The following is a 24,621-nucleotide window of genomic DNA, read 5'->3' as shown; positions in this document are numbered from 1 at the left end:
CGCCGCGCGGCCATGCGCCTGACCACCGCCGATGCGTAGCCAGGTACAGTCACGCCATGGGCGTGGCGCCGGATGTGAGGCACTTCGGGGCCGCCGCGCGTGTCGCGGAGCATCGGACGTTTTGAAATCCCGCCGGAGTTGGCCATACTCACCAGCGACATTCTTGGGTCGGACAGCAGCACGGCGCTGGTCGAAAAATCCACCGGGCCGCTTCGTGCAGCAACTTCCGTGACTTGGCGAGAGCCGCACCCGGCGGTTGCAGACGGCCAATGGTAGGCGAGGGGTAGTGATGGCGGATCAACTCCAGCATGCGACCGAGGCGCTGCGCAAGGCGCTGGTCCAGGTTGAGCGCCTGAAGCGCACCAACCGCGCACTGCTGGAGCGGTCGAGCGAGCCGATCGCGATCGTCGGCATGTCCTGCCGCTTCCCGGGCGGCGTCGACAGCCCCGAGGCCCTGTGGCAGATGGTTGCCGACGGCCGCGACGTGATATCGGAGTTTCCCACCGACCGCGGCTGGGACCTGGCGGCGCTGTTCGACCCCGACCCCGACGCCCGCCACAAGTGCTACGTGAACACCGGAGGCTTCGTCGACAACGTCGGGGACTTCGACGCCGCGTTCTTCGGGATCGCGCCGAGTGAGGCCCTGGCGATGGATCCCCAGCATCGGATGTTGCTGGAGCTGTCGTGGGAAGCGTTGGAGCGGGCCGGGATTGACCCCAGCGGGCTACGCGGCAGCGCCACCGGGGTGTTCGCCGGTCTCATCGTCCAGGGCTACGGCATGCTCGCCGAGGAGATCGAGGGCTACCGGCTCACCGGCATGACCTCCAGCGTCGCCTCGGGGCGGGTCTCGTATGTGCTGGGCCTGGAGGGCCCGGCGGTGTCGGTGGACACGGCGTGCTCCTCGTCGCTGGTGGCGTTGCACATGGCCGTGCAGTCGCTGCGCTCGGGGGAGTGCGACCTGGCGCTGGCCGGCGGCGCGACCGTGAACGCCACCCCGACGGTCTTCGTCGAGTTCAGCCGGCACCGCGGACTCGCGCCCGACGGGCGGTGCAAGGCGTACGCCGGCGCGGCCGACGGCGTGGGCTGGTCCGAGGGCGGGGCGATCCTGGTCGTGGAGCGGTTGTCGGACGCCCAGCGGCTGGGGCACCCGGTGTTGGCGGTGGTCCGCGGTTCGGCGGTCAACCAGGACGGCGCGTCCAACGGGTTGACCGCGCCCAACGGCCCGTCGCAGCAGCGGGTGGTGCGGGCGGCGCTGGCCAACGCGGGGCTGTCGGCCGCCGAGGTCGACGTGGTCGAAGGGCACGGCACCGGGACCACACTGGGCGACCCGATCGAGGCGCAGGCGCTGCTGGCGACCTACGGGCAGGATCGCGACGAGCCGCTCTGGCTCGGGTCGATCAAGTCGAACATGGGTCACACCCAGGCCGCGGCCGGCGCGGCCGGCGTGATCAAGATGGTGCAGGCGATGCGCCACGGGCTGCTGCCGGCGACGCTGCACGTGGACGCGCCCAGCCCGCACGTCGACTGGACGGCGGGATTGGTGTCACTGCTTACCGAGGCGCGGCCATGGAAGGCCGAACGCCCGCGCCGGGCGGGCATCTCGTCGTTCGGGATCAGCGGCACCAACGCCCACGTGATCGTCGAGGCCGCCCCCGCGCAGCCGGCACGCGAGGCGGCCCCGGCGCCGCCGGTTGTCCCGTGGGCGATCTCGGCGAAGTCGGCGCCGGCGCTGGCGGCGCAGGCCGCGCGGTTGGCCGAATATCTGCGCGCCCATGGCGAATTGGACATCGCCGACGTGGGATGGACGTTGGCGGGGCGTTCGAGGTTCGAGCACCGGGCCGTCGTCGTCGGCGGTGACCGGGACCGGCTGCTGGCCGGGCTGGACGAACTGGCCAACGACGATCCGACGGGCTCCGTCGTTCGGGGCACCGCGACCCCGGCGGGCAAGACCGCGTTCGTGTTCCCCGGCCAGGGCTCCCAATGGCTGGGCATGGGCATCGAATTGCTCGATGCCGCACCGGTATTCGCGCAGCACATCCGGGCGTGCGAGGACGCCTTCTCGGAATTCGTGGACTGGTCGCTGACCGACGTGCTGCGCGGCGCGCCCGGTGCCCCCGGGCTGGACCGCGTGGACGTCGTGCAGCCGGCGCTCTTCGCCGTGATGGTGTCGCTGGCCGAACTGTGGAAGTCGCTCGGGGTGAGCCCGGACGCCGTGATCGGGCATTCGCAGGGCGAGATCGCCGCGGCCTACGTCGCCGGCGCGCTGTCGTTGCGGGACGCCGCCCGCGTGGTCACGTTGCGCAGCAAGCTGCTGACGTCGCTGGCCGGCCCCGGCGGCATGCTGTCCATCGCCTGCAGCACCGAGCGGGCCCGGGAGTTGTTGGCGCCCTACGGCAATCGCGTCGGCATCGCCGCGGTCAACGGCCGTTCGGCCGTCGTGGTGTCGGGCGACGTCGCCGCGCTCGACGAGCTCGTCGGCTTTTGCGCCGACCTGGAGCTGCGAACCAGGCGCATCGACGTGGACTACGCCTCGCATTCGGTCGAGGTCGAGGCGATCCGCGCCGAGCTCGCCGAGGCGCTGGCCGGCATCGAGTTGCGTTCCTCGCGCGTCGCCTTCTTCTCCACGGTCACCGGAAACCGCTTGGACACAGCGGGGTTGGATGCCGACTACTGGTATCGCAACATCCGGCAGACCGTGCAGTTCGATCAGGCGGTGCGCAGCGCGTGCGAGCACGGGTACCGAACCTTCATCGAATCCAGTCCGCACCCGGCCCTGGTCGCCGGGATCGAGGACACCGTCAACGACTGCATCGGCGGCGGCGCCGAGGCCGCCGAGGCCACCGTCGTTCCCACATTGGGCCGCGACGACGGCGGGCTGGATCGGTTCGTGAGCTCGGCGGCCACCGCGTTCGTCGCGGGGGTTGGCGTGGACTGGCGCGGCGCGCTGGATGGCGCCGGCTTCGTGGAGCTGCCGACGTATTCCTTTGACCGCCGGCGGTTTTGGCTGTCCGGCGAGGGCGTGGCGGCCGACGCGGCGGGCCTGGGGCTCGGCAGCAGCGAGCACCCGCTGCTGAGCGCGGTGGTGGAGCTGCCGGCCTCGGGTGGGGTGGTGCTGACGGGCCGGCTGTCGCCCAGCTTGCAGGGCTGGCTGGCCGATCACGCCGTGTCCGGCACGGTCGTGTTCCCCGGCGCCGGGTTCGTGGAGCTGGCGATCCGCGCCGGTGACGAGGTGGGTTGCTCGACGGTCGACGAGCTCACCCTGCAGGCGCCGCTGATGTTGCCGGCCGGCGAGTCCGGGCTCGGCTCGGTCGCCGTGCAGGTGGTGGTGGGCCCCGCCGAGGAGTCGGGCCGGCGAAGCGTCTCGATTTTCTCGCGCGCCGATGCGGGCGTCGCGTGGGTGTGCCACGCCGAGGGCGCGTTGAGCCCCGAGCCGGTCGAGCCGAACGCCGACCTGTCGGCGTGGCCGCCGGCGGACGCGGTCGCGGTCGACCCGGCCGACGGCTACGAGCGGTTGGCGGCGCGCGGGTACGGCTACGGCCCGGCGTTTCGGGGGCTGACCGCGACGTGGGTGCGCGGTGACGAGGTGTTCGCCGAGGTGCGACTGCCCGACGCCGCCGGCGGCGTCAACGGGTACGGCGTGCACCCGGCGCTGCTCGACGCGGCGCTGCACGCGCTGGCTCACCAGATCGCCGGCCGGACCGACGATGTCGTGCTGCCGTTCTCGTGGCAGGGCGTGTCGCTGCACGCCGCGGGCGCGTCGGCGGTACGCGCGCGCATCGCGCCGGCGGGCGGATCGGCGGCCTCCCGGGCGGTCTCGATCGAGCTGGCCGACGGGCTGGGACTCCCGGTGCTGTCGGTGCGCGCGATGGTGGCACGCCCGGTGAGCGAGCGGCAGCTGCGCGCGGCGGTGTTGAGCGCGGGCCCGGACCGGCTGTTCGAGGTGGTGTGGTCGCCGACGACGAAGACCAACGCCGAGGCACCAGCGCACGAGGTGTTCGAATCCGTTGCAGCAGAGGATGATCCGGTCGCCGCGACGCACGACCGCACGCACCGGGCGCTGGGTGCCGTGCAGTCGTGGCTGACCGAGCGCGACTCCGGGGTGCTGGTCGTGGCGACCCGGGGCGCCGTGGGATTGCCGGGCGAGGACGTCACCGATTTGGCCGGCGCGGCGGTGTGGGGCCTGGTGCGCTCTGCGCAGACCGAGCACCCTGGCCGGATCGTGCTGGTGGATTCCGATGTCGCCCTTGATGACAGCGCCGTGGCGAAGGCTCTGGCCGCCGGTGAACCCCAGGTGCTCGTGCGCGACGGCAAGGTGTACACCGCGCGGGTGCGCGGCAGCCGCGCGGTCGACGGCGTCCTGGTGCCCCCCGCCGAGGGACCCTGGCGGCTGGGCATCAGCAGCGCGGGCACCTTCGAAAACCTGCAACTCGAGCCGGTTCCCAACGCCGATGCGCCGCTGGAGCCGGGCCAGGTTCGGGTGGCGCTGCGCGCCATCGCCACCAACTTCCGCGACGTCATGATCACCCTGGGCATGTTCACCCACGACGCCCTGCTCGGCGGCGAGGGCGCCGGCGTCGTCGTCGAGGTCGGGCCGGGGGTCACCGAATTCGCGGTCGGCGATTCGGTGTACGGATTCTTCCCCGACGGCAGCGGCACACTGGTGCCCGGCGACGTCCGCCTGCTGCAGCCGATGCCCGCCGGCTGGTCCTACACCGAAGCCGCCGGCATCTCAGCGGTTTTCACCACGGCGTACATGGCGTTCGTCCACCTGGCTGACGTGAAGCCGGGGCAGCGGGTGCTGGTGCACGCCGCCGCCGGGGGAGTGGGGATGGCGGCGGTCCAGCTGGCCAGGCACCTGGGCCTCGAGGTGTTCGGGACGGCAAGCCGCGGTAAGTGGGACACGTTGCGGGCCATGGGCTTCGACGAGAACCACATCGCGGACTCGCGCAGCCTGGACTTCGAGGACAAGTTCCGCGCCGCCACGGGCGGCCGCGGCATGGACGTCGTGCTGGACTCGCTGGCCGGCGAATTCGTCGACGCATCGCTGCGCCTGGTCGCCCCCGGCGGGCTGTTCCTGGAGATGGGCAAGACCGACATTCGCGACCCGGGCGTGGTCGCCCGGGACTACCCGGGCGTGCGCTACCGCGCCTTCGACCTGTTCGAGCCCGGCCGCCCCCGGATGCATCAGTGGATGCTCGAGCTCGCCGGGCTCTTCGACGCGGGGGTGCTGAAGCCGTTGCCGGTGACGACATTCGACGTGCGACGCGCGCGCACCGCGTTGCGCTACCTGAGCCAGGCCCGCCACATCGGCAAGGTCGTGATGACCATGCCGGGCGCTCTGAGCGAGGGCGCGGTGCTGATCACCGGCGGGACCGGCATGGCGGGCTCGACCCTGGCGCGGCACCTCGTGGCGCGGCACGGCGTGCGGGACCTGGTGCTGCTGAGCCGCGGCGGCCCGGACGCGCCGGGGGCCGCCGCCTTGGTCGCCGAATTGGAAGCCGCCGGTGCGCGGGTGCGGACGGTCGCCTGCGACGCCGCCGACCGCGACGCGCTGGCGAGGGTGATCGCCGAGATCCCCGCGCAGCGGCCGCTTTCCGGCGTCATTCACGCCGCCGGCGTGCTGGACGACGCGGTGGTCACCTCGCTCACGCCCGAACGCGTCGACGCCGTGTTGCGGGCCAAGGTGGACGCGGCGTGGAACCTGCACGAATTGACCCGCGACCTGAACCTGTCCGCGTTCGTGATGTTTTCGTCGATGGCGGGGCTGGTGGGCTCGTCGGGCCAGGCCAACTACGCCGCGGCCAACGCGTTCCTCGACGGGTTGGTCGCCCACCGGCGGGCGCACGGCCTGCCGGCGGTCTCGCTGGCGTGGGGGCTGTGGGACCAGGCCAGCGCGATGACCGGCGGGCTGGACGCGGCCGACCGCGCCCGGCTGGGCCGCGACGGCATCCTGGCGTTGTCGTCGGACGAGGCGATGGAATTGTTCGACACCGCACTGATCGTCGACGAGCCGTTCCTCGCGCCCGCCCGCATCGATCTCGGCGCGCTGCGCGCCCACGCGGTCGCGGTGCCCCCGATGTTCACCGACCTGCTCAACGCGCCGGCCCGGCGCCGGGTCGACGACTCGCTGGCGGCGGCGAAATCGAAATCGGCTCTGGCGCATCGCCTGGACGGGCTGCCGGAGGCGGAGCAGCACGCCGTGCTGCTGGACCTGGTGCGTTCGCACATCGCGACCGTGCTGGGGAACACCACGGCCGAGGCGATCGACCCGGACAAGGCGTTTCAGGAGTTGGGCTTCGACTCGCTGACCGCGGTCGAAATGCGCAACCGGCTGAAAACCGCTACCGGGCTGGCGCTTTCGCCCACGCTCATCTTCGACTACCCGACCCCGAACGGCCTGGTGGGCTACATCCGCACCGAGCTCGCCGGGGTGCCGCGGGAGATCAAGCAAGCCCCGGCCGCCCGCGTAACAGGCGACGACCCGATCGCGATCGTCGGCATGTCGTGCCGCTACCCGGGCGGGGTGAATTCCCCCGACGACCTGTGGGACATGCTGGCCGAGGGGCGCGACGTGCTCTCGGAATTCCCGACCGATCGCGGCTGGGACCTGGCCGGGCTGTACAACCCGGATCCCGACGTTCCGGGGACGTGCTCGACCCGCACCGGCGGGTTCGTGGACGGCGTCGCCGACTTCGATCCCGCCTTCTTTGGCATCACGCCGACCGAGGCGCTCGCGATGGACCCGCAGCAGCGGATGTTCCTCGAACTGTCCTGGGAAGCCTTGGAGCGGGCGGGGATTGAGCCCGGCGCGTTGCGCGGCAGCGCCACCGGCGTGTTTGCCGGCGTATACACGCAGGGCTATGGCATGGGCGCCGCACAGGCCGCCGAGGGCTTCCGGCTGACCGGCCAGTCGTCGAGCGTGGCCTCGGGGCGGGTGTCGTACGCGCTGGGGCTGGAGGGCCCGGCGGTATCGGTGGACACGGCGTGCTCGTCGTCGTTGGTGGCGCTGCACATGGCGGCGCAGTCGCTGCGCTCGGGCGAGTGCGACCTGGCACTGGCCGGCGGCGTCACCGTCAACGCCACGCCGGACATCTTCGTGGAGTTCAGCCGCATGCGCGGGCTGTCCGCGGACGGCCGGTGCAAGGCGTACGCCGGCGCGGCCGACGGCACCGGGTTCTCCGAGGGCGGCGGCATGCTCGTCGTCGAGCGCCTGTCGGACGCGCGGCGGTTAGGGCACCCGGTGCTGGCGGTGCTGCGCGGCTCGGCCATCAACCAGGACGGCGCCTCCAACGGGTTGACCGCGCCCAACGGTCCGTCGCAGCAGCGGGTGGTGCGCGCCGCGCTGGCCGGCGCCGGCCTGTCGGCGGCCGACGTGGACGCGGTCGAGGGCCACGGCACCGGAACAACATTGGGCGATCCGATCGAGGCCCAAGCCCTGTTGGCGACCTACGGACAGGACCGCGGCGAGCCGCTGTGGCTGGGGTCGATCAAGTCCAACATGGGCCACACGCAGGCCGCTGCGGGTGTGGCCGGTGTCATCAAGATGGTTCTGGCGATGCGCCACGAGACGTTGCCGGCGACGTTGCACGTCGACGAGCCCAGCCCGCACGTGGACTGGTCGACGGGCTCCGTGTCGTTGCTGACCGAGGCCCGGCCCTGGAAGGGCGAACCGGGTCGGCCACGCCGGGCCGGGGTGTCGTCGTTCGGGATCAGCGGCACCAACGCGCACGTCATCATCGAGGCGGTCCCGAATGAGGAGCCCGCCGAACCGGAACCCCGCCCCAAGGCGCCGGTGCTGCCGTGGCCGGTGTCGGCGAAGTCGCCGTCGGCGTTGCGGTCTCAGGCCGCGCGGTTGGCGGCCCACCTGCGCGCCCACGGGGACCTGGACATCGCCGACGTGGCGTGGTCGCTGGCGGGCCGCTCCACCTTCGAGCATCGGGCCGTCATCGTCGGAAGTGACCGCGACGGCTTGCTTTCCGGGCTGGACGAGCTGGCCGGGGACGACCTGGCAGGCTCGATCGTTCGCGGCGCCGCGACGCAAGGCGGCAAGACCGTCTTCGTCTTCCCGGGCCAGGGCTCCCAAACGCTGGGCATGGGAATGGGATTGCATGCCGCCTACCCGGTGTTCGCCGAGGCGTTCGACAGCGTCGTGGCCGAACTCGACCGGCACCTGCTTCGGCCGCTTCGCGACGTCATGTGGGGCGACGACGAAAACGTCTTGCACACCACCGAATTCGCGCAGCCCGCGCTGTTCGCGGTGGAGGTCGCCCTGTTCCGGCTCCTCGAATCCTGGGGCGTGCGCCCCGATTTCGTGATGGGCCACTCGATCGGGGAGCTGTCGGCCGCGCACGTCGCCGGAGTCCTGTCGCTGGAGAACGCCGCGGTGCTGGTGGCGGCCCGGGGCCGGTTCATGCAGGCGCTGCCGGAGGGCGGGGCGATGGTCGCCGTGCAGGCCACCGAGGACGAGGTGCGGCCGCTGCTCCCGCCGCAGGTCGGCATCGCCGCGGTCAACGGGCCCGCCTCCGTGGTGATCTCGGGCGCACAAGAGGCGGTGACGGCAATAGCGGACCGGCTCCGCGCCGACGGGCGCCGCGTCCACCGGCTCGCCGTCTCGCACGCGTTCCACTCCCCGCTGATGGACCCGATGATCGACGAATTCGGAACCGTCGCCGCCGGACTCGCGGTCGGCAAGCCCGCCATCCCGATCGTGTCGAACGTGACCGGGCAGCTCGCGGGGGGCGACTTCGCGTCGGCGGCGTACTGGAAGCGGCACGTGCGCGAGGCGGTGCGATTCGCCGACAGCGTCCGGTTCGTGCACTCGGCCGGCGCATCCCGTTTCCTCGAAGTCGGGCCGAGCGGCGGGCTTACGGCGTCGATCGAGGAATCGCTTGCCGACGCACCGGTCGTGACGATGTCCGCGCTGCGCAAGGACCGCCCGGAACCGGTGGCCCTGGCCACCGCGCTCTCGCAAGGTTTCGTAACCGGGATGGACGTGGACTGGCGCGGGGCGATCGGCGCGGCCAAGTTCGTCGAGCTGCCCACGTATGCCTTTGACCGGCGGCGCTTTTGGCTCTCCGGCGCCGGCGCCCCGGCCGATGCCGCCGGCCTGGGCCTGGCCGCCGGCGAGCACGCCCTGCTGGGCGCGGTGGTGGAACTGCCGGACTCCGGCGGCGTGGTGCTGACCGGCCGGTTGTCGCAGGGCGCGCAGGGCTGGTTGGCGGATCACGCCGTCGGCGGTGTCGTGCTGTTCCCCGGCGCGGGGTTTGTCGAGTTGGCGATCCGCGCCGGCGACGAGGTGGGCTGTGGCGTTGTCGACGAGCTGAATCTCGCTGCGCCACTGGTGTTGCCGGCCGACGGATCGGTCGCGGTTCGGGTGGTGGTCGGCGGCCCGGACGATTCCGCCGCCCGCCAGGTATCGGTGTTCTCGCGGGCCGACGCGGGGTCCGGCTGGTCGTTGCACGCCGAGGGCGTGCTGCGCGCGGGATCGGTGCAGCCGAGCGGGGACCTGTCGGCCTGGCCGCCGGTGGGCGCGGTCCCGGTGGAGGTCGGCGACGGATACGAGCGACTCGCCGAGCGCGGCTACGGGTACGGTCCCGCGTTCCGCGGCCTGACATCGATGTGGCGTCGCGGCGAGGAGGTGTTCGCCGAAGTGGCGCTGCCGGCGGACGCGGGGGTGTCGACGGCCGGATTCGGCGTCCACCCGGCGATGCTCGACGCGGCACTGCACGCGGTCATGCTGGCCTCCGACGGCGAGGAACTGCCCGAAGGTTCGATGCTGGTGCCGTTCTCCTGGCAGCGGGTGTCGCTGCACGCCGCGGGGGCGGGCGCGGTGCGGGCGCGGATCGCGCCGGTCAGCAGGTCGGCGGTGTCGATCGAATTGGCCGACGGGCTTGGCCTTCCGGTGCTCTCGGTCGCGTCGATGGTGGCCCGCCCGGTCACCGACAAGCAGCTCCTGGCCGCGGTGACGAGCTCGGGGCCGGATCGGCTCTTCGAGGTCATCTGGTCGGCTCAGCCGTTGTCGGCGGTGCAGCCGGTATCGGTGTGCCCTTGGGGCGCACCGGAATCCGGCAATTCCGATGACGCCGAGGCCGAGCGATCGGCGGTGCTGTTCGAGTCGCAACCGGTGTCCGGCGACGTCATCGCCGAGGTGTATGCGGCCACGCGCGCGGTGCTGTCGGTGCTGCAGTCGTGGCTGGCGCGCGACGGCGCGGGAACCCTGGTGGTGTCGACGCGGGGCGCGGTGGCGCTGCCGGGGGAGGACGTCACCGATTTGGCGGGCGCGGCGGTCTGGGGTCTGGTGCGGTCGGCGCAGACCGAACACCCCGGCCGAATCGTGCTGGTCGACACCGACGCAACCCCGGATCCCGACGCGATAGCCGCGGTTTTGGCGGTCGGCGAGCCGCAGGTGGTGCTGCGCAACGGGACGGTTCACACCGCGCGGGTGCTCGGCAGCCGCGCCGTCGGCGGCCTGCTGGTGCCACCCGACGACGGACCGTGGCGGCTGGGCATGAGCAGCCGGGGCACCATCGAGAACCTGCGGCTGGAACCGATTCCCGACGCCGACGCACCGCTGGGGCCGGGTCAGGTGCGGGTCGCGCTGTCGGCCATCGCCGCCAACTTCCGCGACGTCATGATCGCGCTGGGCCTCTATCCCGACCCGGACGCCGTCATGGGCATCGAGGCCGCAGGCGTCGTGGTCGAAACCGCCTCGCAGGGCGGTCGTTTCGCGGTCGGCGACCGCGTGATGGGCCTGTTCCCGGACGGGACCGGAACCATCGCCACCACCGACCAGCGGCTGCTCGTCAAGGTGCCGGCCGGGTGGTCGCACACCGCGGCCGCGACAGCCTCGGTGGTGTTCGCCACGGCGTGCTACGCGCTCGTGGACCTGGCGCGCGTCAAGCCCGGTCAGCGGGTGCTGGTGCACGCCGCCGCCGGCGGGGTGGGCATGGCCGCGGTCCAGCTGGCCCGCCACTTCGGCCTGGAGGTGTTCGCGACCGCCAGCCGCGGCAAGTGGGACACGTTGCGGGCCATGGGCTTTGACGACGATCACATCTCCGACTCGCGCAGCCTCGAGTTCGAGGACAAGTTCCGGGCGGTGACCGGCGGGCGGGGAGTCGACGTGGTACTCGACTCGCTGTCCGGTGATTTCGTGGACGCCTCGCTCCGGCTGGTAGCCCCCGACGGGGTGTTCCTGGAGATGGGCAAGACCGACATCCGTGACCCCGAGGTCGTCGCCCGAGACCACGCCGGCGTGCGCTACCGCGCCTTCGACCTCTTCGAGGCGGGACCGGAACGCATCGCGCAGATGCTCGACGAGTTGGCCGCCCTGTTCGGCGAGGACGTGCTGCGGCCGCTGCCGGTGACGAGGTTCGATGTGCGACGGGCACCCGCCGCGCTGCGGTATCTAAGCCAGGCCCGTCACGTGGGCAAGGTCGTGATGACCATGCCCGACGCGTGGACGGCGGGAACGGTGTTGGTCACCGGCGCCACCGGGATGGCCGGCTCGGCGGTCGCGCGGCACGTCGTGACGCGCCACGGGGCGCGCAACGTGGTGCTAGTCAGCCGGCGCGGCCTGGACGCGCCGGGGGCCGCGGAGCTGGTGTTCGAGCTGAGCTCGGCCGGCGCCGAGGTGAAGGTGGTGGCCTGTGACGCCGCGGATCGCGAGGCGCTGGCCAAGGTGATCGCGGATATCCCGGTGCAGCGCCCGCTGACCGGGGTGATTCATGCCGCCGGGGTGCTGGACGACGCGGTGGTGACGTCGCTGACTCCCCAGCGGCTCGACGCCGTGCTGCGCGCCAAGGTCGACGCGGCCTGGAACCTGCACGAGTTGACCCGCGACCTGGATGTGTCGGCCTTCGTGATGTTTTCGTCGATCGCCGGGCTGGCCGGCGCGTCGGGCCAGGGCAACTACGCGGCGGGCAACTCGTTCCTGGACGGGTTGGCCGCCCACCGGCGGGCCCACCGGTTGCCCGCGATCTCGCTGGGCTGGGGGCTGTGGGATCAGGCCAGCGCCATGACCGGTGGGCTGGGAGCCGCCGACCTTGCCCGATTCGGCCGCGACGGGATCGTGGCGATGTCCTCGGACCAGGCGCTGGAATTGATGGACACCGCGCTCATCGTCGACGAGCCGTTCATGCTGCCCGCCCACATCGACCTGGCGGCCTTGCGGGCCAAGTTCGACGCGGGCACCCTGCCGCCGATGTTCGTCGACCTGATCAACGCGCCCACCCGCCGCCAGGTCGACGACTCGCTGGCCGCCGCCAAATCGAAATCGGCTCTGCTGCAACGCCTGGAGGGGCTGCCCGAGGACGAGCAACAGGCCGTCCTGCTGGACCTGGTGCGCTCCAACATCGCCACGGTGCTGGGCAGCTCCAGCGCCGAGGCGATCCACCCGGACCGGGCGTTCCAGGAGTTGGGCTTCGACTCGCTGACCGCCGTCGAGATGCGCAACCGGCTCAAATCCGCCACCGGACTGGCGCTGTCGCCGACGCTGATCTTCGACTACCCCAACTCCGCCGCGCTGGCCGGTTACATGCACCGCGAGCTCGTCGGCGCATCCGAGCAACAGGCTTTCGCCGCCGCGCCCGGGGAAGCCGAGATCCAGCGCGTCGTCGGGTCGATTCCGGTCAAGCGCCTGCGCCAGGCCGGAGTCCTGGAACTGTTGCTGGCGTTGGCGAACGAGACCGACGGCCAGGCGGCAACCCCCGCGGTGACCACCGAGAAGGACATCGCGGACATGGACCTCGACGCACTGGTCAACGCGGCCTTGCGCGACGATGACGACGACGATTAAGGGCAGTCCGTGAGAGTCGCGGTCACCGGGGCGAGCGGTGTGCTCGGCCGCGGCCTCGCCGCCCGATTGCTCAGCCAGGGCCATGACGTCGTCGGAATCGCCCGGCATCGGCCCGAAAGCTGGCCGACCGTAGCCGATTTCGCCGAGGCGGACATCCGCGACGCGGAAGCGGTCAAGCGCGCCATCTCCGGTGCGGAGGTCGTCGCGCATTGCGCGTGGGCAATCGACAGCGAGCAGGTCAATATCGGTGGAACGCTCAACGTCCTCGCGGCGACGGCGGAATCCGGAACGCGGCGCATCGTTTTCCCGTCGTCGGCGCACGTCTACGGCGGGGGAGACGCGCCCAAGACCGAGCATGACGCGAGAACCCCCGTCATTGCCGACGGCCGGCACAAGGCGCGCGTCGAGCAGCTGCTCGAGGATTCGGACCTGGAATGGGTCGTCATCCGCTCCGCGCTCATCCTCGGCCGCAGCGTCGACAACTGGGTGCGCCGGGTGTTGGCATTACCGGCGTTTCCCGCCGCGGCGGTCGATCGGCGCATGCAGGTTGTCCACCTCGACGACGCGCTTCGGCTGTTCAATCGTGCGATCGTGGACACCGAAGTCGGCAGCGGCCCGGTCAATCTCGCCGCACCGGGCGAATTGACCTTCCGGCGGGTTGCCGCGGCGCTCGGGCGCCCGATCGTGCGGTCGGGCATACGACCCGCCGAGCTGCAACTCGTGCAGAGCGCGCCGTTCATGGATACCGCACGATTGCGCGAACAGTGGGAATTCCGACCGGCGTGGAACTCCGCCGAGTGTGTCGAGGATTTCGCCATCGCGGTACGGGGCCGGGTCACCGTGGGCAAGCGGGTGGTGTCGCTGCCCTGGCGGATGACCAACATCCAGGAGTTGCCCGCCGTCGACGCCCCGAGCGAGGACGGCGTGAAGCCCAATTGGGCTGGCCCGGCGGGGGATAACGGGGAGTTCGACACCCCGATCGACCCGCGCTTTCCCACTTTTCTGGCCACCAATCTGTCGGAGGCATTGCCCGGCCCGTTCTCTCCGGCATCGGCCTCGGTGACGGTGCGCGGGCTGCGCGCCGGCGGCGTGGCGATCGCCCAGCGGCTGCGACCGGGCGGCGTCATCCAGCGTGAGATCGCGATGCGAACCGTCGCGGTGTTCGCCAACCGGCTGTACGGCGCCATCACCTCGGCGCATTTCATGGCCGAGACGGTGCCGTTCGCCAAACCCGCGACGATCGTCAGCAATAGCGGATTCTTCGGCCCAAGCATGGCGTCGTTGCCCATCTTCGGTGCGGAGCGTCCACGCTCCGAAACCGGCCGTCTGCGAAGGCAATTGCGGACCGTTCGCAATATCGGGGTATTCGGAGTCAACCTGATCGGCCTGTCCGCCGGGTCGGCCGACGACACCCACGAGTTCGTCGCCGATGTCGATCGCCTGGAAGGCCTGGCCGGCGACGACGTCACCCGGCTCGACGATCGCCGGCTGCTGAGCCTGATCGCGTTGGCGCGTGACGATGTGGTGCATGGCTGGGTGCTGGCATCGGCTTCGTTCATGCTGTGCGCCGCGTTCAACGTGTTGTTGCGCGGTTTGTGTGGGCGAGACACCGCCGCGCCGGCGGGACCGGAACTGGTCAGTGCGCGATCGGTCGAGGCGATGCAGCGGTTGGTGGTCGCCGCACAGCGCGACCCGAAAGTGACGGCGCTGCTTGCCGAACCGGGGGAGCGGCTGGGCAAGCTGGCGGTCGAGGCGCCGGAGTTTCACGCCGCGGTGCTGGCCGAGCTGGCGCTGATCGGGCATCGCGGCCCGGCCGAACTCGAGATGCTGTCGAGCAGCTATGCGGACGATCCCGAATTGCTGGTACGCATGGTGGCCAGAGCGATGAGCGCACCTCCCGCACCGCAGCCGGAACCCGCCCGGATCCCACTGCGGGCCAAGCCCATTGCGCGCCTGGCCGGACGCCAACTTCGCGATCGGGAAGTCCGTCGCGACAAAGTTGTGCGGGCCAACTGGGTGCTGCGCAACCTGATGCGCGAGTACGGGCGCAGGTTGGTCGAGGCCGGCGTCCTGCAGACCGTCGACGATGTGTTCTATCTGCTGGTCGACGAGTTGGATGCGCTCCCCGCGGACGTAGGGGGCCTGGTGGCCCGGCGCCGAGCCGAACGAGGCAGGCTGGCCACCGTCGTTCCGCCGACGGTGTTCAGCGGCAGCTGGCAGCCGACCACAACGACGTCGGCGGCCCTGGCCGGCGGGGACACCCTGCGCGGTGTCGGCGTCTGCGGGGGACGGGTGCGCGGCCGCGTCCGCATAGTGCGGCCGGAGACGATCGACGACCTGCAGCCCGGCGAGATCCTGGTCGCCGAGGTCACCGACGTCGGCTACACGGCCGCGTTCTGCTACGCCGCCGCCGTGGTCACCGAACTCGGCGGCCCGATGTCCCACGCCGCGGTGGTGGCCCGCGAGTTCGGCTTCCCGTGCGTGGTGGATGTTCAGGGGGCCACCAAGATGTTGCCGCCCGGCGCCCTCATCGAGGTCGACGGCACGACGGGCGAGATTCACATGCTCGAAGCACCGACCCCCTGAGAGAACTCGATGTGCAAACGGGTGGGGCCGCTCATGCCGAGAAGCGGCCTCCACGGCGGGTCTTCCACGCACCGTGGGTTCGGCAGCCGGCGTGCCAGGATCTTGAGCGCCTCGGAGAGTTCGCGCCTCGCGAGATTCGCGCCCAGGCAGTAGTGAGCCCCGCCGCCGAACGTCAGGATGGGCGGCGGATCGTTGCGGGTGATGTCGAACCGCGTGGGGTCGTCGTAGATGGACGGATCTCTATTGGCGGCATAGGTGTTCACGATGATGAACGTGCCGGCCGGGAACGTGTAGTCGCCGATCGTGACGTCGTCGGTGACGCTGCGCAGGGTGCTGCACATCGACGGGGAGTGGCGCATGGTTTCCTCGACGGCTTTCATGCCGAGGTCGGGCCTGTCGCGAAGCAGCGCCCACTGTTCCGGGTGCTTGCACAACACCTGCATCGAGGCCGCCAATTGGGTACGGGTGGTGTCGGTTCCGGCCAGCAGGATGCTGAACGCCAACATCCGGACTTCGCCGGCGTCGAGCCGGTCGCCGCGATCTTCGGCCCGGATGAGTTCGGAGAGTAGGTCGTCGGTCAGGGCCTTGCGCCGATCGGCGATCATCCCGTCGATGTAGTCGTCGAAGGCATCCCAGGCCTTCAGGACCTTAGGCTCTTCCTCGGCGAGATTGCAGTCGAAGCTGACTACCTTGAATATGTCCTCCGCCCATTTCGAGAACAGCTGCCAGTCCTGCCGCGGCGCACCCAGCAGGGCGCAGATGACCGGGATCGGGTACGGTCGCGCGATCGCCTCGACGAACTCACAATTCCCCTCCGCGACAACGGCATCGGCGAGCTCGTTGATGACGGCGTGGATCGTCTCGTCCATGCGCGCGGTCGCCCGTGGGGTAAAGGCCCTCGACACCAGGCCGCGCAACCGACGATGCTCGGCGCCGTCCATGCAGAGGATGCTGCGCACCACCCGGTCCCACAGCTCACCCGACGTCACGCCGTGCGCGGTGAGGTGGATGCCCGGGGGAATCCCGAACCGCGGGTCGCCGAGCACGGTTCGAGCAAGTTCGTAGGAGAGCACCTCGGGCCCGACGGGACCCAGCGCGATGGGCGCCACCTGCTGGGCAGCCCGAAACTGCGGGTAGATCTGCTGAGGCGGGTCCGTGACGTCGTAGTCCAGTACCGGCAGCCCGGCCTCGAAGACACTGGGCTTCGCCGTACCGACGGGTCCGTCGACGATCACGGGATGTCCGTCGCCAGAAACGTCAGCGGAAGTCCGAACACCGACAGGTCGACCTCGTCGAGATAGGAGCCCTCACCCGCAAAGCTCTGCCGGAAGCGCGTTGTCGCCCCGTAGCGCTCGGCGACCGCTTCGGCCGCCGCGGCCGCCGGAACGCGCACCACCACGGTGTACACGCCGTCACCGTGACGCTCGAGGAATTCGTTCACCGAAGCGGCCACCGCCCCGGCCGATCCCGGAATCGGGCTGATCAGCTCGATACCGCGATTCCAGTCCAGGCACACGTGCAGGCCCAGCTCGGCCAATTCGAAGTCCTCGAAACCGAATCCGAGATCGGTGAACATTCTCGTCACGTCCGCATGCCGATCCGGCGCCACGGCGAACACGACGTGATGGAGCAGCGGCGACGAGCCTGGTGTGGCTGGTTCTTCGGGCATCGAGGTCTTCCTCTCAAGCGTTGGCGCGCAGGACTCCACGCGGAAGCAGCAGGGGCAGGTCGTTGTAGGTGGCGATGCCGGGACGGGCCGCGACGACCGCGGGAATCGCGGTGATCGCCGGCATGGCGACGATCGTGAGACCCATCATGATGTAGTCGTCCAACGTCTCGCCCTGAAAGTCCGGCGGCGGAAGGAAACTCAGCGTTGTCTTGATGGTCGGCGTGCCTTGCACCTCGATCGTGTAGCCCATGTCGAGCTGCCAATCCGGTTCCAATGTCTGGCCTTTGCGCCAGCGCCCACGGATCTCGATGACATCTCGGCCACCGACGATTCCGTTCCAGCTGACATCCACCCCCGCCACACAGCCCTTCGGGATCGTCCAGTCACCCGGCAGCTGAAGATCCTGGGTGGTCTGGGCATACTCGGCGTCGCAGCGCACCTCGTCGAGCTGCACTCCGAGCGCGTCGGCGATCAGCAACACGCCGTCACGGAAGATGCCCGAACCCTTCGCGGTGATGGCCTTGAGATCCGGCTGATCGATGGGATAGCCGAAACCCATTGGTTTCTCGGTCGCGGGCGAGTTGTAGATCGTGGTGTCGATGGCTTCCACGACGGACACCTTGTCCACGCGGTCGGACAGCCCGGCCGACACGATGGCCAGCAGCTGAATGAAGCCGGGGTTGATTCCGCTGCCGAAGATGGTGGAGCCGCCGGCTTCGCATGCCCCGGCGATGCGCTCCCGACCGTCGCCCAGGAAGTGGCCGGTGACGAACTCCGACGTGGACACCACGTTGACGCCCGCGGACAGGATGCGGACCAGCTCGTCGACGTCGGCGAACATCGGGTTGTAGACCACGCAGTCGGGCTCGAGCGCGAGCAAGGCCTCAACGTCGTTGGTGGCCGTCACGTTCAGCGGTTCGATACCGCACAGCTCGCCGACGTCGCGGCCGACCTTGTCGTCGGACCACGCATAGCATCCGACGAGCCGCAAGTTCGGGTTCGAGGCGATCGCCCGCACCGAACGCTTGCCGACGTTGCCCGTCGTCCACTGAACGACGCGGTAGGTCATGGGTGCGGCGTCGCGTGCTGCTGGGCCGCCTGGCGGGCGAGCCTTTCGTTGTGGATCCTGACCAGTTCGCGGAAGCCCAGCCGGTGGTACTTCGGTATCGGCTGAATGCCCCACACGTCCTGCGCGGTGGCCTTGCCCTCGGCGCCCTCCGGCGGCCCGAACGGCGGGTAGGGGTACTTGCACTCCAAGGTGTCGTTGGAGTACCGGATCTTCAGCAGCTCGCTGCAGATTTCGGTGAGGCTGAGCGTGGGGTAGCCGTAATAGACCGCCATGAACGGCAACGTGAACGCGCCCTCGATCACCAGTGCGACCAGGCACACCAACACGGCCCGCTTGATCCATTTGTGCATCCGCGCGTAGTACGGCGTCGTGCCCGGCTCGAGGTCCTCGGAATCCGCGGCCGTGGTTGGTGAGGATTCGGTCATAGCAATGCTCCTTGAAGCTGTTCAGTCGGAGAAGATTTCGCGGTTCACGGTGTGCAGGTACGGGATCGCGAGGAAGGGGGTGATGTAGAAGATGTCGTAGAGCCACCAGCCGACGACGGGGAACACCACCCCGGCGTAGCGCACGTCGGCGAACATGGTCATGTTGAACACATAGGCCGACCAGATCACCACGCCCATCCAGCAGGTGACCACCATCCACTGATGACCCCACCGCTTCATCTGCAAAAACCCGATCGCCGCGGCCACCCGCATGGAGAACACCGTGAGGATCAGCCCCGCCACATAGGCCTTCTCGCCCGGCCCCGCCGCGCCGCCGACCCACAGCTCGTTGTAATGCCAGAAGTAGCCCGCGTCGAACATGTTGCCCCACCCGACCATCAGCACGCGGTTGATCAGCGTGTGGTTGGCGACCAGGTCCAGGGCCCAGCCCAGGCTGTTGAGCATTCCGTCGATCAGGACCAGGTAACCGATCAGGGTCACGATCATCGGGCGAACCGACAGGCCGGCGCGCAGGGCCTGGCGCTGCAGCCACACCCCACGCATGAAGATGGGGAATCCGATCAGGCCCGGAGCCCACATGCCCATCAGGGCGGCGCCGGCGATCATCCACTTGTCGGCACGGCGCTGCGCCTGGCGGGATTCGTCGTGGTGATCGTCCAGGCTGACCGAGCTTGCCGGCTGCGTCACAACAGGTTTCACAAGTTCCACCACCCGCGGGCGAAGGACATGTACAGCTGGATGCCGAACATCACCGCCAGGTAGCCGTAGATGAATATTTGGAAGACGATGAGTGCCCGCTTACGTTTCCGCTCTTTCAGATCCATGCGTTGCTCCTTTCTAGGGTGCGGTCGCCAGGCTGGCCGCCGCGACCTCACGTAGACCATCGGTGACCGCGCCGTCGGTGCTCAGGGGGGCGAGTATGCATGCGTCGGCCGCATCCAATTCGGTTGCGCCGGAGGCGATCAGGTGTGCGGCCGTGACCAGCACCCTGGTCGACGGAGGCTCGAAGTGGAAGGCCTCGTCGGCGGTGCGGATCGCAACGGCGCATCCGACCAGCCGTCGCGCCGTGCTCATCGGGATTCCGGCTTCGGCGACGATCACCTCGGCCTCGCGGTCGGGCGGCAGATACGTCATCGTGAGCGTGACGAACCGTTGCCGGAACGACGGCTTGAGCTCCTTGAGCGAGCTGCGATACGCCGGGTTGTACGAACACACCAGCATGAACTCGTCGGGCGCCTGCACCACCTCGCCGGCGCGGTCCAGGTACAGCGAACGCCGGTGATCGGTGAGCGAATGCAGGATCGCCAACGAGTCGTGGCGGGCTTCGACGACCTCGTCGAGATAGCAGATCGCGCCGGCCTTGACGGCCCGCGTCAACGGGCCATCGGTCCACACCACGTCGCCGCCGGTCACCATGAAGCGGCCGACGAGATCGGAGCTGGTGAGGTCGTCGTGGCAGCTGATGGTGACGACGGGCCGCCGCAACAGCACGCCCAAGTGCTCGACGAAGCGCGTCTTGCCGCACCCGGTCGGACCGGTGAGCATCACGGGCAGCCGCCGATGGAAGGCCTGCTCGAAAAGCTGGACCTCATTGCCGTTTGCCAAATAGGTATCCGTCATGCGGCCACCAGCTCCCGATGGACATGGGCCAACACCCGCGGGAGTTCCTCGACCCGCCGAATCCGTTGAGACCGCCGCGGTCCGAACACCTCCGGGAGGGGATCGACTCGCGTCGGTCCCACGCCCACGTAGTACGTCGACACGCCGGCATCGTTGGCCTCCTCGACGGCATGTGCCGTGTCCGCCCAGGCGTAACGGCCCTCGTAGCCCTCGTCGGAGATCAGACCGTCGCCGATCACGATCAGCAGGCGCCGCTCGGAGGGCTGCGCCAGCAGCCGGCTCGTCAAATGGCGAAGTGGCGCACCGAGTCTGGTGTATCCGCGGGTGGACAGTCCCAGCCCGCTCGGCGGCACGACCCCGCGGTCTTCGAAGTCCTTCAGGCAGTGCACTTCGACTCGATGACGGGTGTTGCCCGTGAACACGAAGACGCCGTGGCGTTCGCGCGCCAGCGTCATGGCACGCGAAAGCGCGTCGGCGCAGGCGAGTTCCAGCTGGAAGATTCGCCCACCGTGCACCCCCAGCGACGAGCTGCCGTCGAGCAGCAGAGCCGTGGTGACGTCGCGGCCGCCGGGCAGCAGGTCGCGGAAAATCCTCGGCTCCTTGGCCTCGCCGGTCGTCAGATCGATGTAGTGGCTGACGTATTGGTCGACATCCAGGTCGGAGCCGTCCTCGAGGCGGTTTGTCATCGCACGATGCGTGTGTTCCTCGAACCACTTGCGGACGTCAACGGTCACGGGCGCCGCACGGCCGATGCGCCGGGCGTCTGCGCTCTCGACCACGGCGACGTGGTCGCGCATGAATCGCTGCGTCCACACGTTCCATTCGGGATAGGGGATCCCGGGCCGGTGTTGTGGAGTGACGTCCAAATCATTGTCCTGCGGCCGGCTCGGCGGCGGCAGGTTGGGGTTGCGGACGCCTCCGTCGCCACCGACCGGAACCGAGTACGGCCGCGGCAGGCGCTGCTGCGTTGTGGTCCATGGCATCCTGCCAAAGCTGCGTCGCAACCTGTCGGCCCATCCCCGCGGCACCGTGTGTGCCAGCGGCAGGTTGCCCAGCAGTGGATGAACCGTCAATGCCCGCCCGGTGGCCGCCAAAGCGATCGCGCGGTTGAGCATCTCGCCGGCGTCCATGTCCCCGGCCCGGGCATCGACGTCCGGCAGTAGCCGTTGCAGCTCGGGTAGCAGGCCGGGCCACCGCGACGCTATCCAGCCAAGCGCGACGCCGCCCTCGACGAGTGTGAGTGCCCGCAGTTCGCGAGCGGACAGCTCGTTCAGCCGATATGCGGTGACGCGCTCCTTCGACGGCGAGCATTGCAGGGCCACACCACAAGTCAGGGCTCTGCGTGCCCAGCCGGACGGGGCGGGGTAGGGGACATGAACGAAGGTGAGCGCGGCATTCAAACCGAAAGCCCGGCGCTCGCCGGTGACGAGCCGGGCACCCTCGCGACGTTGCTCACTGAGTGCGACCGCCGTCACGGCGCAGCTTCGCTCGAGCGTCATCGCATCGGCATGGGAACGTTCAGTCATCGGCCGCGCTCAAAACGTGCCGATGTTGGAGAACAGCCAATACCAGAACCAGATGATCAGGCCGGTCCCGCCCCACGCGGCGACGTAGCGCAGGATCTCCCAGACATAGCCCATGTGACCTCCTCATCAAAGGTATTCAGTCGGTGAACATTTCGCGGTTGACGGTGTGCAGGTACGGGATGGCGAGGAAGGGGGTGATGTAGAAGATGTCGTAGAGCCACCAGCCGACGACCGGCAACACGACGCCGGCGAAGCGCACGTCGGCGAACATGGTCATGTTGAAGACGTAACCGATCCAGATCACCACACCCATCCAGCAGGTGACGACCATCCACTGGTGGCCCCAGCGCTTCATCTGCAGGAAGCCGATGGCGGCGGCGATGCGCATGGTGAAGACGGTCAGGATGAGGCCGACCTCCCAGGCCTTTTCGCCGGGGCCGGCCGCGCCGCCGACCCACAGCTCGTTGTAGTGCCAGAAGTAGCCCGCGTCGAACATGTTGCCCCAGCCGTTCAACAGCACGCGGGCCAGCAGGGTGTGGTTTGCCACCAGGTCAAGCGCCCATCCCACGGTATTGATGGCGGCGTCGATGATGACGAGGTAACCGAGCAACGTGACCAGCATCGGCCGGACCGAGAGCCCATCCCGTTGCGCCCGGCGCTGTAACCGCACACCCCAGAGGAACAGCGGCAGCCCGAAGATGCCCAACGCCGCCGTCCCGATCAGGAGGCTGCCGGAGATGAGCCATTTGTCCGCCCGGCGCTGGGCCAGCTGCGATTGCTCCGTGTGCGCATCGAGCGTCAGCCCCGGCTGCACAGAGCCGCGCTGTTGCAGCTTCGACGGATTCACGAACCCTCCCCGTCATCGAAGATCAAACAGGTGCGAGCACTATAACAGGCTGACTGCAGTCAACATAAGAGCACGCCGGAGCAGTGCGGTAGGCCGTGTTTATGGCTCCCTCGCAGAGATTTCCCAGCCAGCCCGGCCCACTATTACTGACATAAGTCAGGAGTCGAACCGTTGACACGACATTTGGGGAGCGCCTACGCTCAGCGGGCGCTCAGCCCGTCATGACGCTATCGGTGTATGCAGAGGAGTAGCGATGACGCTCGAATCGCCGGCCGAGAAGAAGTATCGCGTAATCCAGTGGGGCATGGGCAATGTCGGAACGGTGGCGCTGCGCCACTTCGCCCACAACCCCGCCTTCGAGGTGGTCGGGGTGCTCTGCAATCGGCCGGAAAAGGTAGGTAAGGACGCCGGCGAGCTCGTCGGCACCGCGCCGATCGGGGTGCTCGCCACCACCGACAAGGCGGCGATCGAAGCGCTGGACGCCGATTGCGTCTTCTACGCGCCGCTGTGGTCCGACCCCGACGAGGTCTGTCGCCTGCTGCGCGGCGGCAAGAACGTCGTCGCCTCGGGTGGCGCGTGGTGGTATCGAACCGAGCACAGCAAGGCCGACATCGACAAGATCGACGCCGCCTGCCGCGAGGGCGGTACCTCGTTCCACGCGGGGGGTGTCAACCCGGGTTTCGCCGGGGACCTGCTCGTGTTGACGCTGGCCAGAATCGTCAGCCGGATCGACGCCATCCACATCTACGAGGTGGTGAATTTCGGCAAGGACACGTTGAAGTACCTGCACGAGATGGGGATGGGGAGCGATCCCGAAGAGTTCTTGGCCGGCCCGAATCTGCTGGGAAACGCGTGGCCCTTGTTCGCGCAATCGATGGCGATGGTGGTGGAGGGCTTAGGGAAGACGGTCGAAAAGTACACGACGGACGTCGAACTGGGGACGGCGGTTCGCGACATCCCCTACGAAGGGGGGCCGACAAGTGACATGCCGGGCTTCAGAGGCGTGATCAAGAAAGGCACCGTCGCCTCCCAGCATCACAAGTGGACGACGTGGGTCGACGACAAGCCGCTCATCACCTTCCACGAGATGTACACGATGGACGAATACGATGCCATTGAGCCGCAGCCTGATTGGGGCGGACACTATCATTACCGCATCGTGATCGAGGGCGATGAGCCCACCGAGCTGATCCTCCAGGCGCCGGCCGATCCGCAGGGCAATTACCCCAAGCCTGGGTACACCTGGACCGCGATGGGTCCGGCGAATACCGTTCCGGCCGTCTGCGATGCACCGCCGGGGTTCCTCACCCATAGGGAGCTCGGGCTGGTGCCGTTGCGCGGCCTGGTGCGCTAGTGGTTCAGGGCGCCATGCTCCGCAATGTCCTCGCGACGTAGTCCTCCAGCAGATCATGGCCGGTCGGCCAGTGGCTCGTGGTGATCAACAGGGAGTAGAGACCCAGCAAAAAGAACACCGCGCTGTTCATGGGATTGACGTGCGGATCCGTCTCGCCGCGTTCGCGAGCAAGCGCGATCTCCTGGGCGACCAACACGATCAAGGGGTGATCGGTGCCGTCCTCGACGGGTGGACGGGTTTGGGAGAAGTGCAGCGCGAGAAAGTCATTGAACAGCCGATCGCCCAGTCGACGTTCCAGCCCGACCACCAGGCGGACGGCCTCGTGTAAAGCGGCCGCAAGGTCGTGCTTGGACTTCAGGAACTGCGCGAACTGCTTGGCGATGCGGTCCTCTTCGCGGCGCTCGAGCTCCAGCAGAACGTGCTCCTTGGTGGGGAAGTGGAAGAAGAAGGTTCCGTGGGCGACCCCTGCCGCAGCCACGATCGCGCTGACGTCGGCCTCGGCCATTCCGGCCCGGGCGAACTCGGCGATCGCGGCGCCCATCAATCGCTCCCTCGTCTGCAGGCGCTTTGCCTCCCGCGCAGACAACCTGTCCGTCACAGCCATCTCGTTCCTAACTGTTGACCTGACTCATGTGAGAGTTCCGAGGGCAATTGAGCCATTATGACGTGCGTCCGCTAAAAAAGCTTGCATGCCTTGAGCATCGTTACGTT

At 69.2% G+C, this 24,621-nt stretch carries 13 protein-coding genes; 3 read left to right on the top strand and 10 right to left on the bottom strand.

The window, feature by feature from the left end; translation table 11 throughout:
- Positions 1-289 precede the first annotated feature (289 nt).
- Together AC5Y6X_RS18650 and AC5Y6X_RS18645 are read left to right on the top strand one after the other, a co-directional pair.
- Complete coding sequence (locus AC5Y6X_RS18650; RefSeq protein ID WP_499988253.1) at positions 290-12,793, top strand: type I polyketide synthase; 12,504 nt, start codon at positions 290-292, stop codon at positions 12,791-12,793.
- Between the two features lie 9 nt (positions 12,794-12,802).
- A complete protein-coding gene (locus tag AC5Y6X_RS18645) occupies positions 12,803-15,379 on the top strand; it encodes a sugar epimerase family protein (RefSeq protein ID WP_499988251.1) in 2,577 nt (858 codons plus the stop codon).
- On the opposite strand, the gene AC5Y6X_RS18640 is transcribed toward AC5Y6X_RS18645, so the two are convergent.
- The 9 genes from AC5Y6X_RS18640 to AC5Y6X_RS18600 all read right to left on the bottom strand — a co-directional run bounded on the left by AC5Y6X_RS18640 (position 15,352) and on the right by AC5Y6X_RS18600 (position 22,541).
- A complete protein-coding gene (locus tag AC5Y6X_RS18640) occupies positions 15,352-16,611 on the bottom strand; it encodes a cytochrome P450 (RefSeq protein ID WP_499988433.1) in 1,260 nt (419 codons plus the stop codon). The genes AC5Y6X_RS18645 and AC5Y6X_RS18640 overlap by 28 nt on opposite strands.
- Positions 16,611-17,048, bottom strand: a complete 438-nt coding sequence (locus tag AC5Y6X_RS18635; RefSeq protein ID WP_499988249.1) for a hypothetical protein — start codon at positions 17,046-17,048, stop codon at positions 16,611-16,613. Before AC5Y6X_RS18635 ends, AC5Y6X_RS18640 begins: the two co-directional genes overlap by 1 nt.
- A gap of 13 nt (positions 17,049-17,061) precedes the next feature.
- Positions 17,062-18,117 carry an NAD(P)H-dependent amine dehydrogenase family protein gene (locus tag AC5Y6X_RS18630; RefSeq protein ID WP_499988247.1) on the bottom strand — a complete coding sequence of 352 codons (1,056 nt, stop codon included), beginning with the start codon at positions 18,115-18,117 and terminating at the stop codon, positions 17,062-17,064.
- Positions 18,114-18,542, bottom strand: a complete 429-nt coding sequence (locus AC5Y6X_RS18625; protein WP_499988246.1) for a hypothetical protein — start codon at positions 18,540-18,542, stop codon at positions 18,114-18,116. Before AC5Y6X_RS18625 ends, AC5Y6X_RS18630 begins: the two co-directional genes overlap by 4 nt.
- A 21-nt stretch (positions 18,543-18,563) precedes the next feature.
- Complete coding sequence (locus AC5Y6X_RS18620) at positions 18,564-19,169, bottom strand: hypothetical protein (RefSeq protein WP_499988431.1); 606 nt, start codon at positions 19,167-19,169, stop codon at positions 18,564-18,566.
- An 89-nt stretch (positions 19,170-19,258) separates the two neighbouring features.
- The gene (locus AC5Y6X_RS18615; RefSeq protein WP_324677272.1) at positions 19,259-19,387 is read right to left on the bottom strand and encodes a hypothetical protein; all 129 of its coding nucleotides are present in this window, start codon (positions 19,385-19,387) and stop codon (positions 19,259-19,261) included.
- Positions 19,388-19,400: 13 nt separating this feature from the next.
- Positions 19,401-20,183: a CbbQ/NirQ/NorQ/GpvN family protein gene (locus AC5Y6X_RS18610; RefSeq protein WP_499988244.1), complete on the bottom strand. Its 783-nt coding sequence runs from the start codon at positions 20,181-20,183 to the stop codon at positions 19,401-19,403.
- Positions 20,180-21,709 (bottom strand): nitric oxide reductase activation protein NorD, encoded by a 1,530-nt coding sequence (locus tag AC5Y6X_RS18605; protein ID WP_499988242.1) that lies wholly within the window; start codon positions 21,707-21,709, stop codon positions 20,180-20,182. The genes AC5Y6X_RS18610 and AC5Y6X_RS18605 overlap by 4 nt, the downstream gene beginning before the upstream one ends.
- A gap of 136 nt (positions 21,710-21,845) precedes the next feature.
- Positions 21,846-22,541: a hypothetical protein gene (locus tag AC5Y6X_RS18600; RefSeq protein ID WP_499988429.1), complete on the bottom strand. Its 696-nt coding sequence runs from the start codon at positions 22,539-22,541 to the stop codon at positions 21,846-21,848.
- A gap of 268 nt (positions 22,542-22,809) precedes the next feature.
- Here AC5Y6X_RS18600 and AC5Y6X_RS18595 point away from each other — a divergent pair, with 268 nt between their 5' ends.
- Positions 22,810-23,910: an NAD(P)H-dependent amine dehydrogenase family protein gene (locus AC5Y6X_RS18595; protein WP_499988240.1), complete on the top strand. Its 1,101-nt coding sequence runs from the start codon at positions 22,810-22,812 to the stop codon at positions 23,908-23,910.
- A 4-nt stretch (positions 23,911-23,914) separates the two neighbouring features.
- Here the strand turns inward: AC5Y6X_RS18595 and AC5Y6X_RS18590 are convergent, their stop codons facing one another.
- Complete coding sequence (locus AC5Y6X_RS18590) at positions 23,915-24,514, bottom strand: TetR family transcriptional regulator (protein WP_499988238.1); 600 nt, start codon at positions 24,512-24,514, stop codon at positions 23,915-23,917.
- Positions 24,515-24,621: the final 107 nt, after the last annotated feature.

The sequence above is a fragment of the Mycobacterium sp. NGS26 genome (genome assembly GCF_059813025.1).
The sequence above is the reverse complement of the archived record's forward strand: the minus strand, read 5'-3'. Positions and strand labels throughout refer to the sequence as shown.

What these genes read in the sequence shown, in the direction of transcription:
- AC5Y6X_RS18595 (WP_499988240.1), top strand. Translation starts at nt 22,810, where the DNA reads ATGACGCTCGAATCGCCGGCCGAGAAGAAGTATCGCGTAATCCAGTGG.
- AC5Y6X_RS18635 (WP_499988249.1), bottom strand. Translation starts at nt 17,048, where the DNA reads ATGCCCGAAGAACCAGCCACACCAGGCTCGTCGCCGCTGCTCCATCAC.
- AC5Y6X_RS18630 (WP_499988247.1), bottom strand. Translation starts at nt 18,117, where the DNA reads ATGACCTACCGCGTCGTTCAGTGGACGACGGGCAACGTCGGCAAGCGT.
- AC5Y6X_RS18605 (WP_499988242.1), bottom strand. Translation starts at nt 21,709, where the DNA reads ATGACTGAACGTTCCCATGCCGATGCGATGACGCTCGAGCGAAGCTGC.
- AC5Y6X_RS18610 (WP_499988244.1), bottom strand. Translation starts at nt 20,183, where the DNA reads ATGACGGATACCTATTTGGCAAACGGCAATGAGGTCCAGCTTTTCGAG.
- AC5Y6X_RS18625 (WP_499988246.1), bottom strand. Translation starts at nt 18,542, where the DNA reads ATGACCGAATCCTCACCAACCACGGCCGCGGATTCCGAGGACCTCGAG.
- AC5Y6X_RS18650 (WP_499988253.1), top strand. Translation starts at nt 290, where the DNA reads ATGGCGGATCAACTCCAGCATGCGACCGAGGCGCTGCGCAAGGCGCTG.
- AC5Y6X_RS18615 (WP_324677272.1), bottom strand. Translation starts at nt 19,387, where the DNA reads ATGGATCTGAAAGAGCGGAAACGTAAGCGGGCACTCATCGTCTTCCAA.
- AC5Y6X_RS18590 (WP_499988238.1), bottom strand. Translation starts at nt 24,514, where the DNA reads ATGGCTGTGACGGACAGGTTGTCTGCGCGGGAGGCAAAGCGCCTGCAG.
- AC5Y6X_RS18620 (WP_499988431.1), bottom strand. Translation starts at nt 19,169, where the DNA reads ATGATCGCCGGCGCCGCCCTGATGGGCATGTGGGCTCCGGGCCTGATC.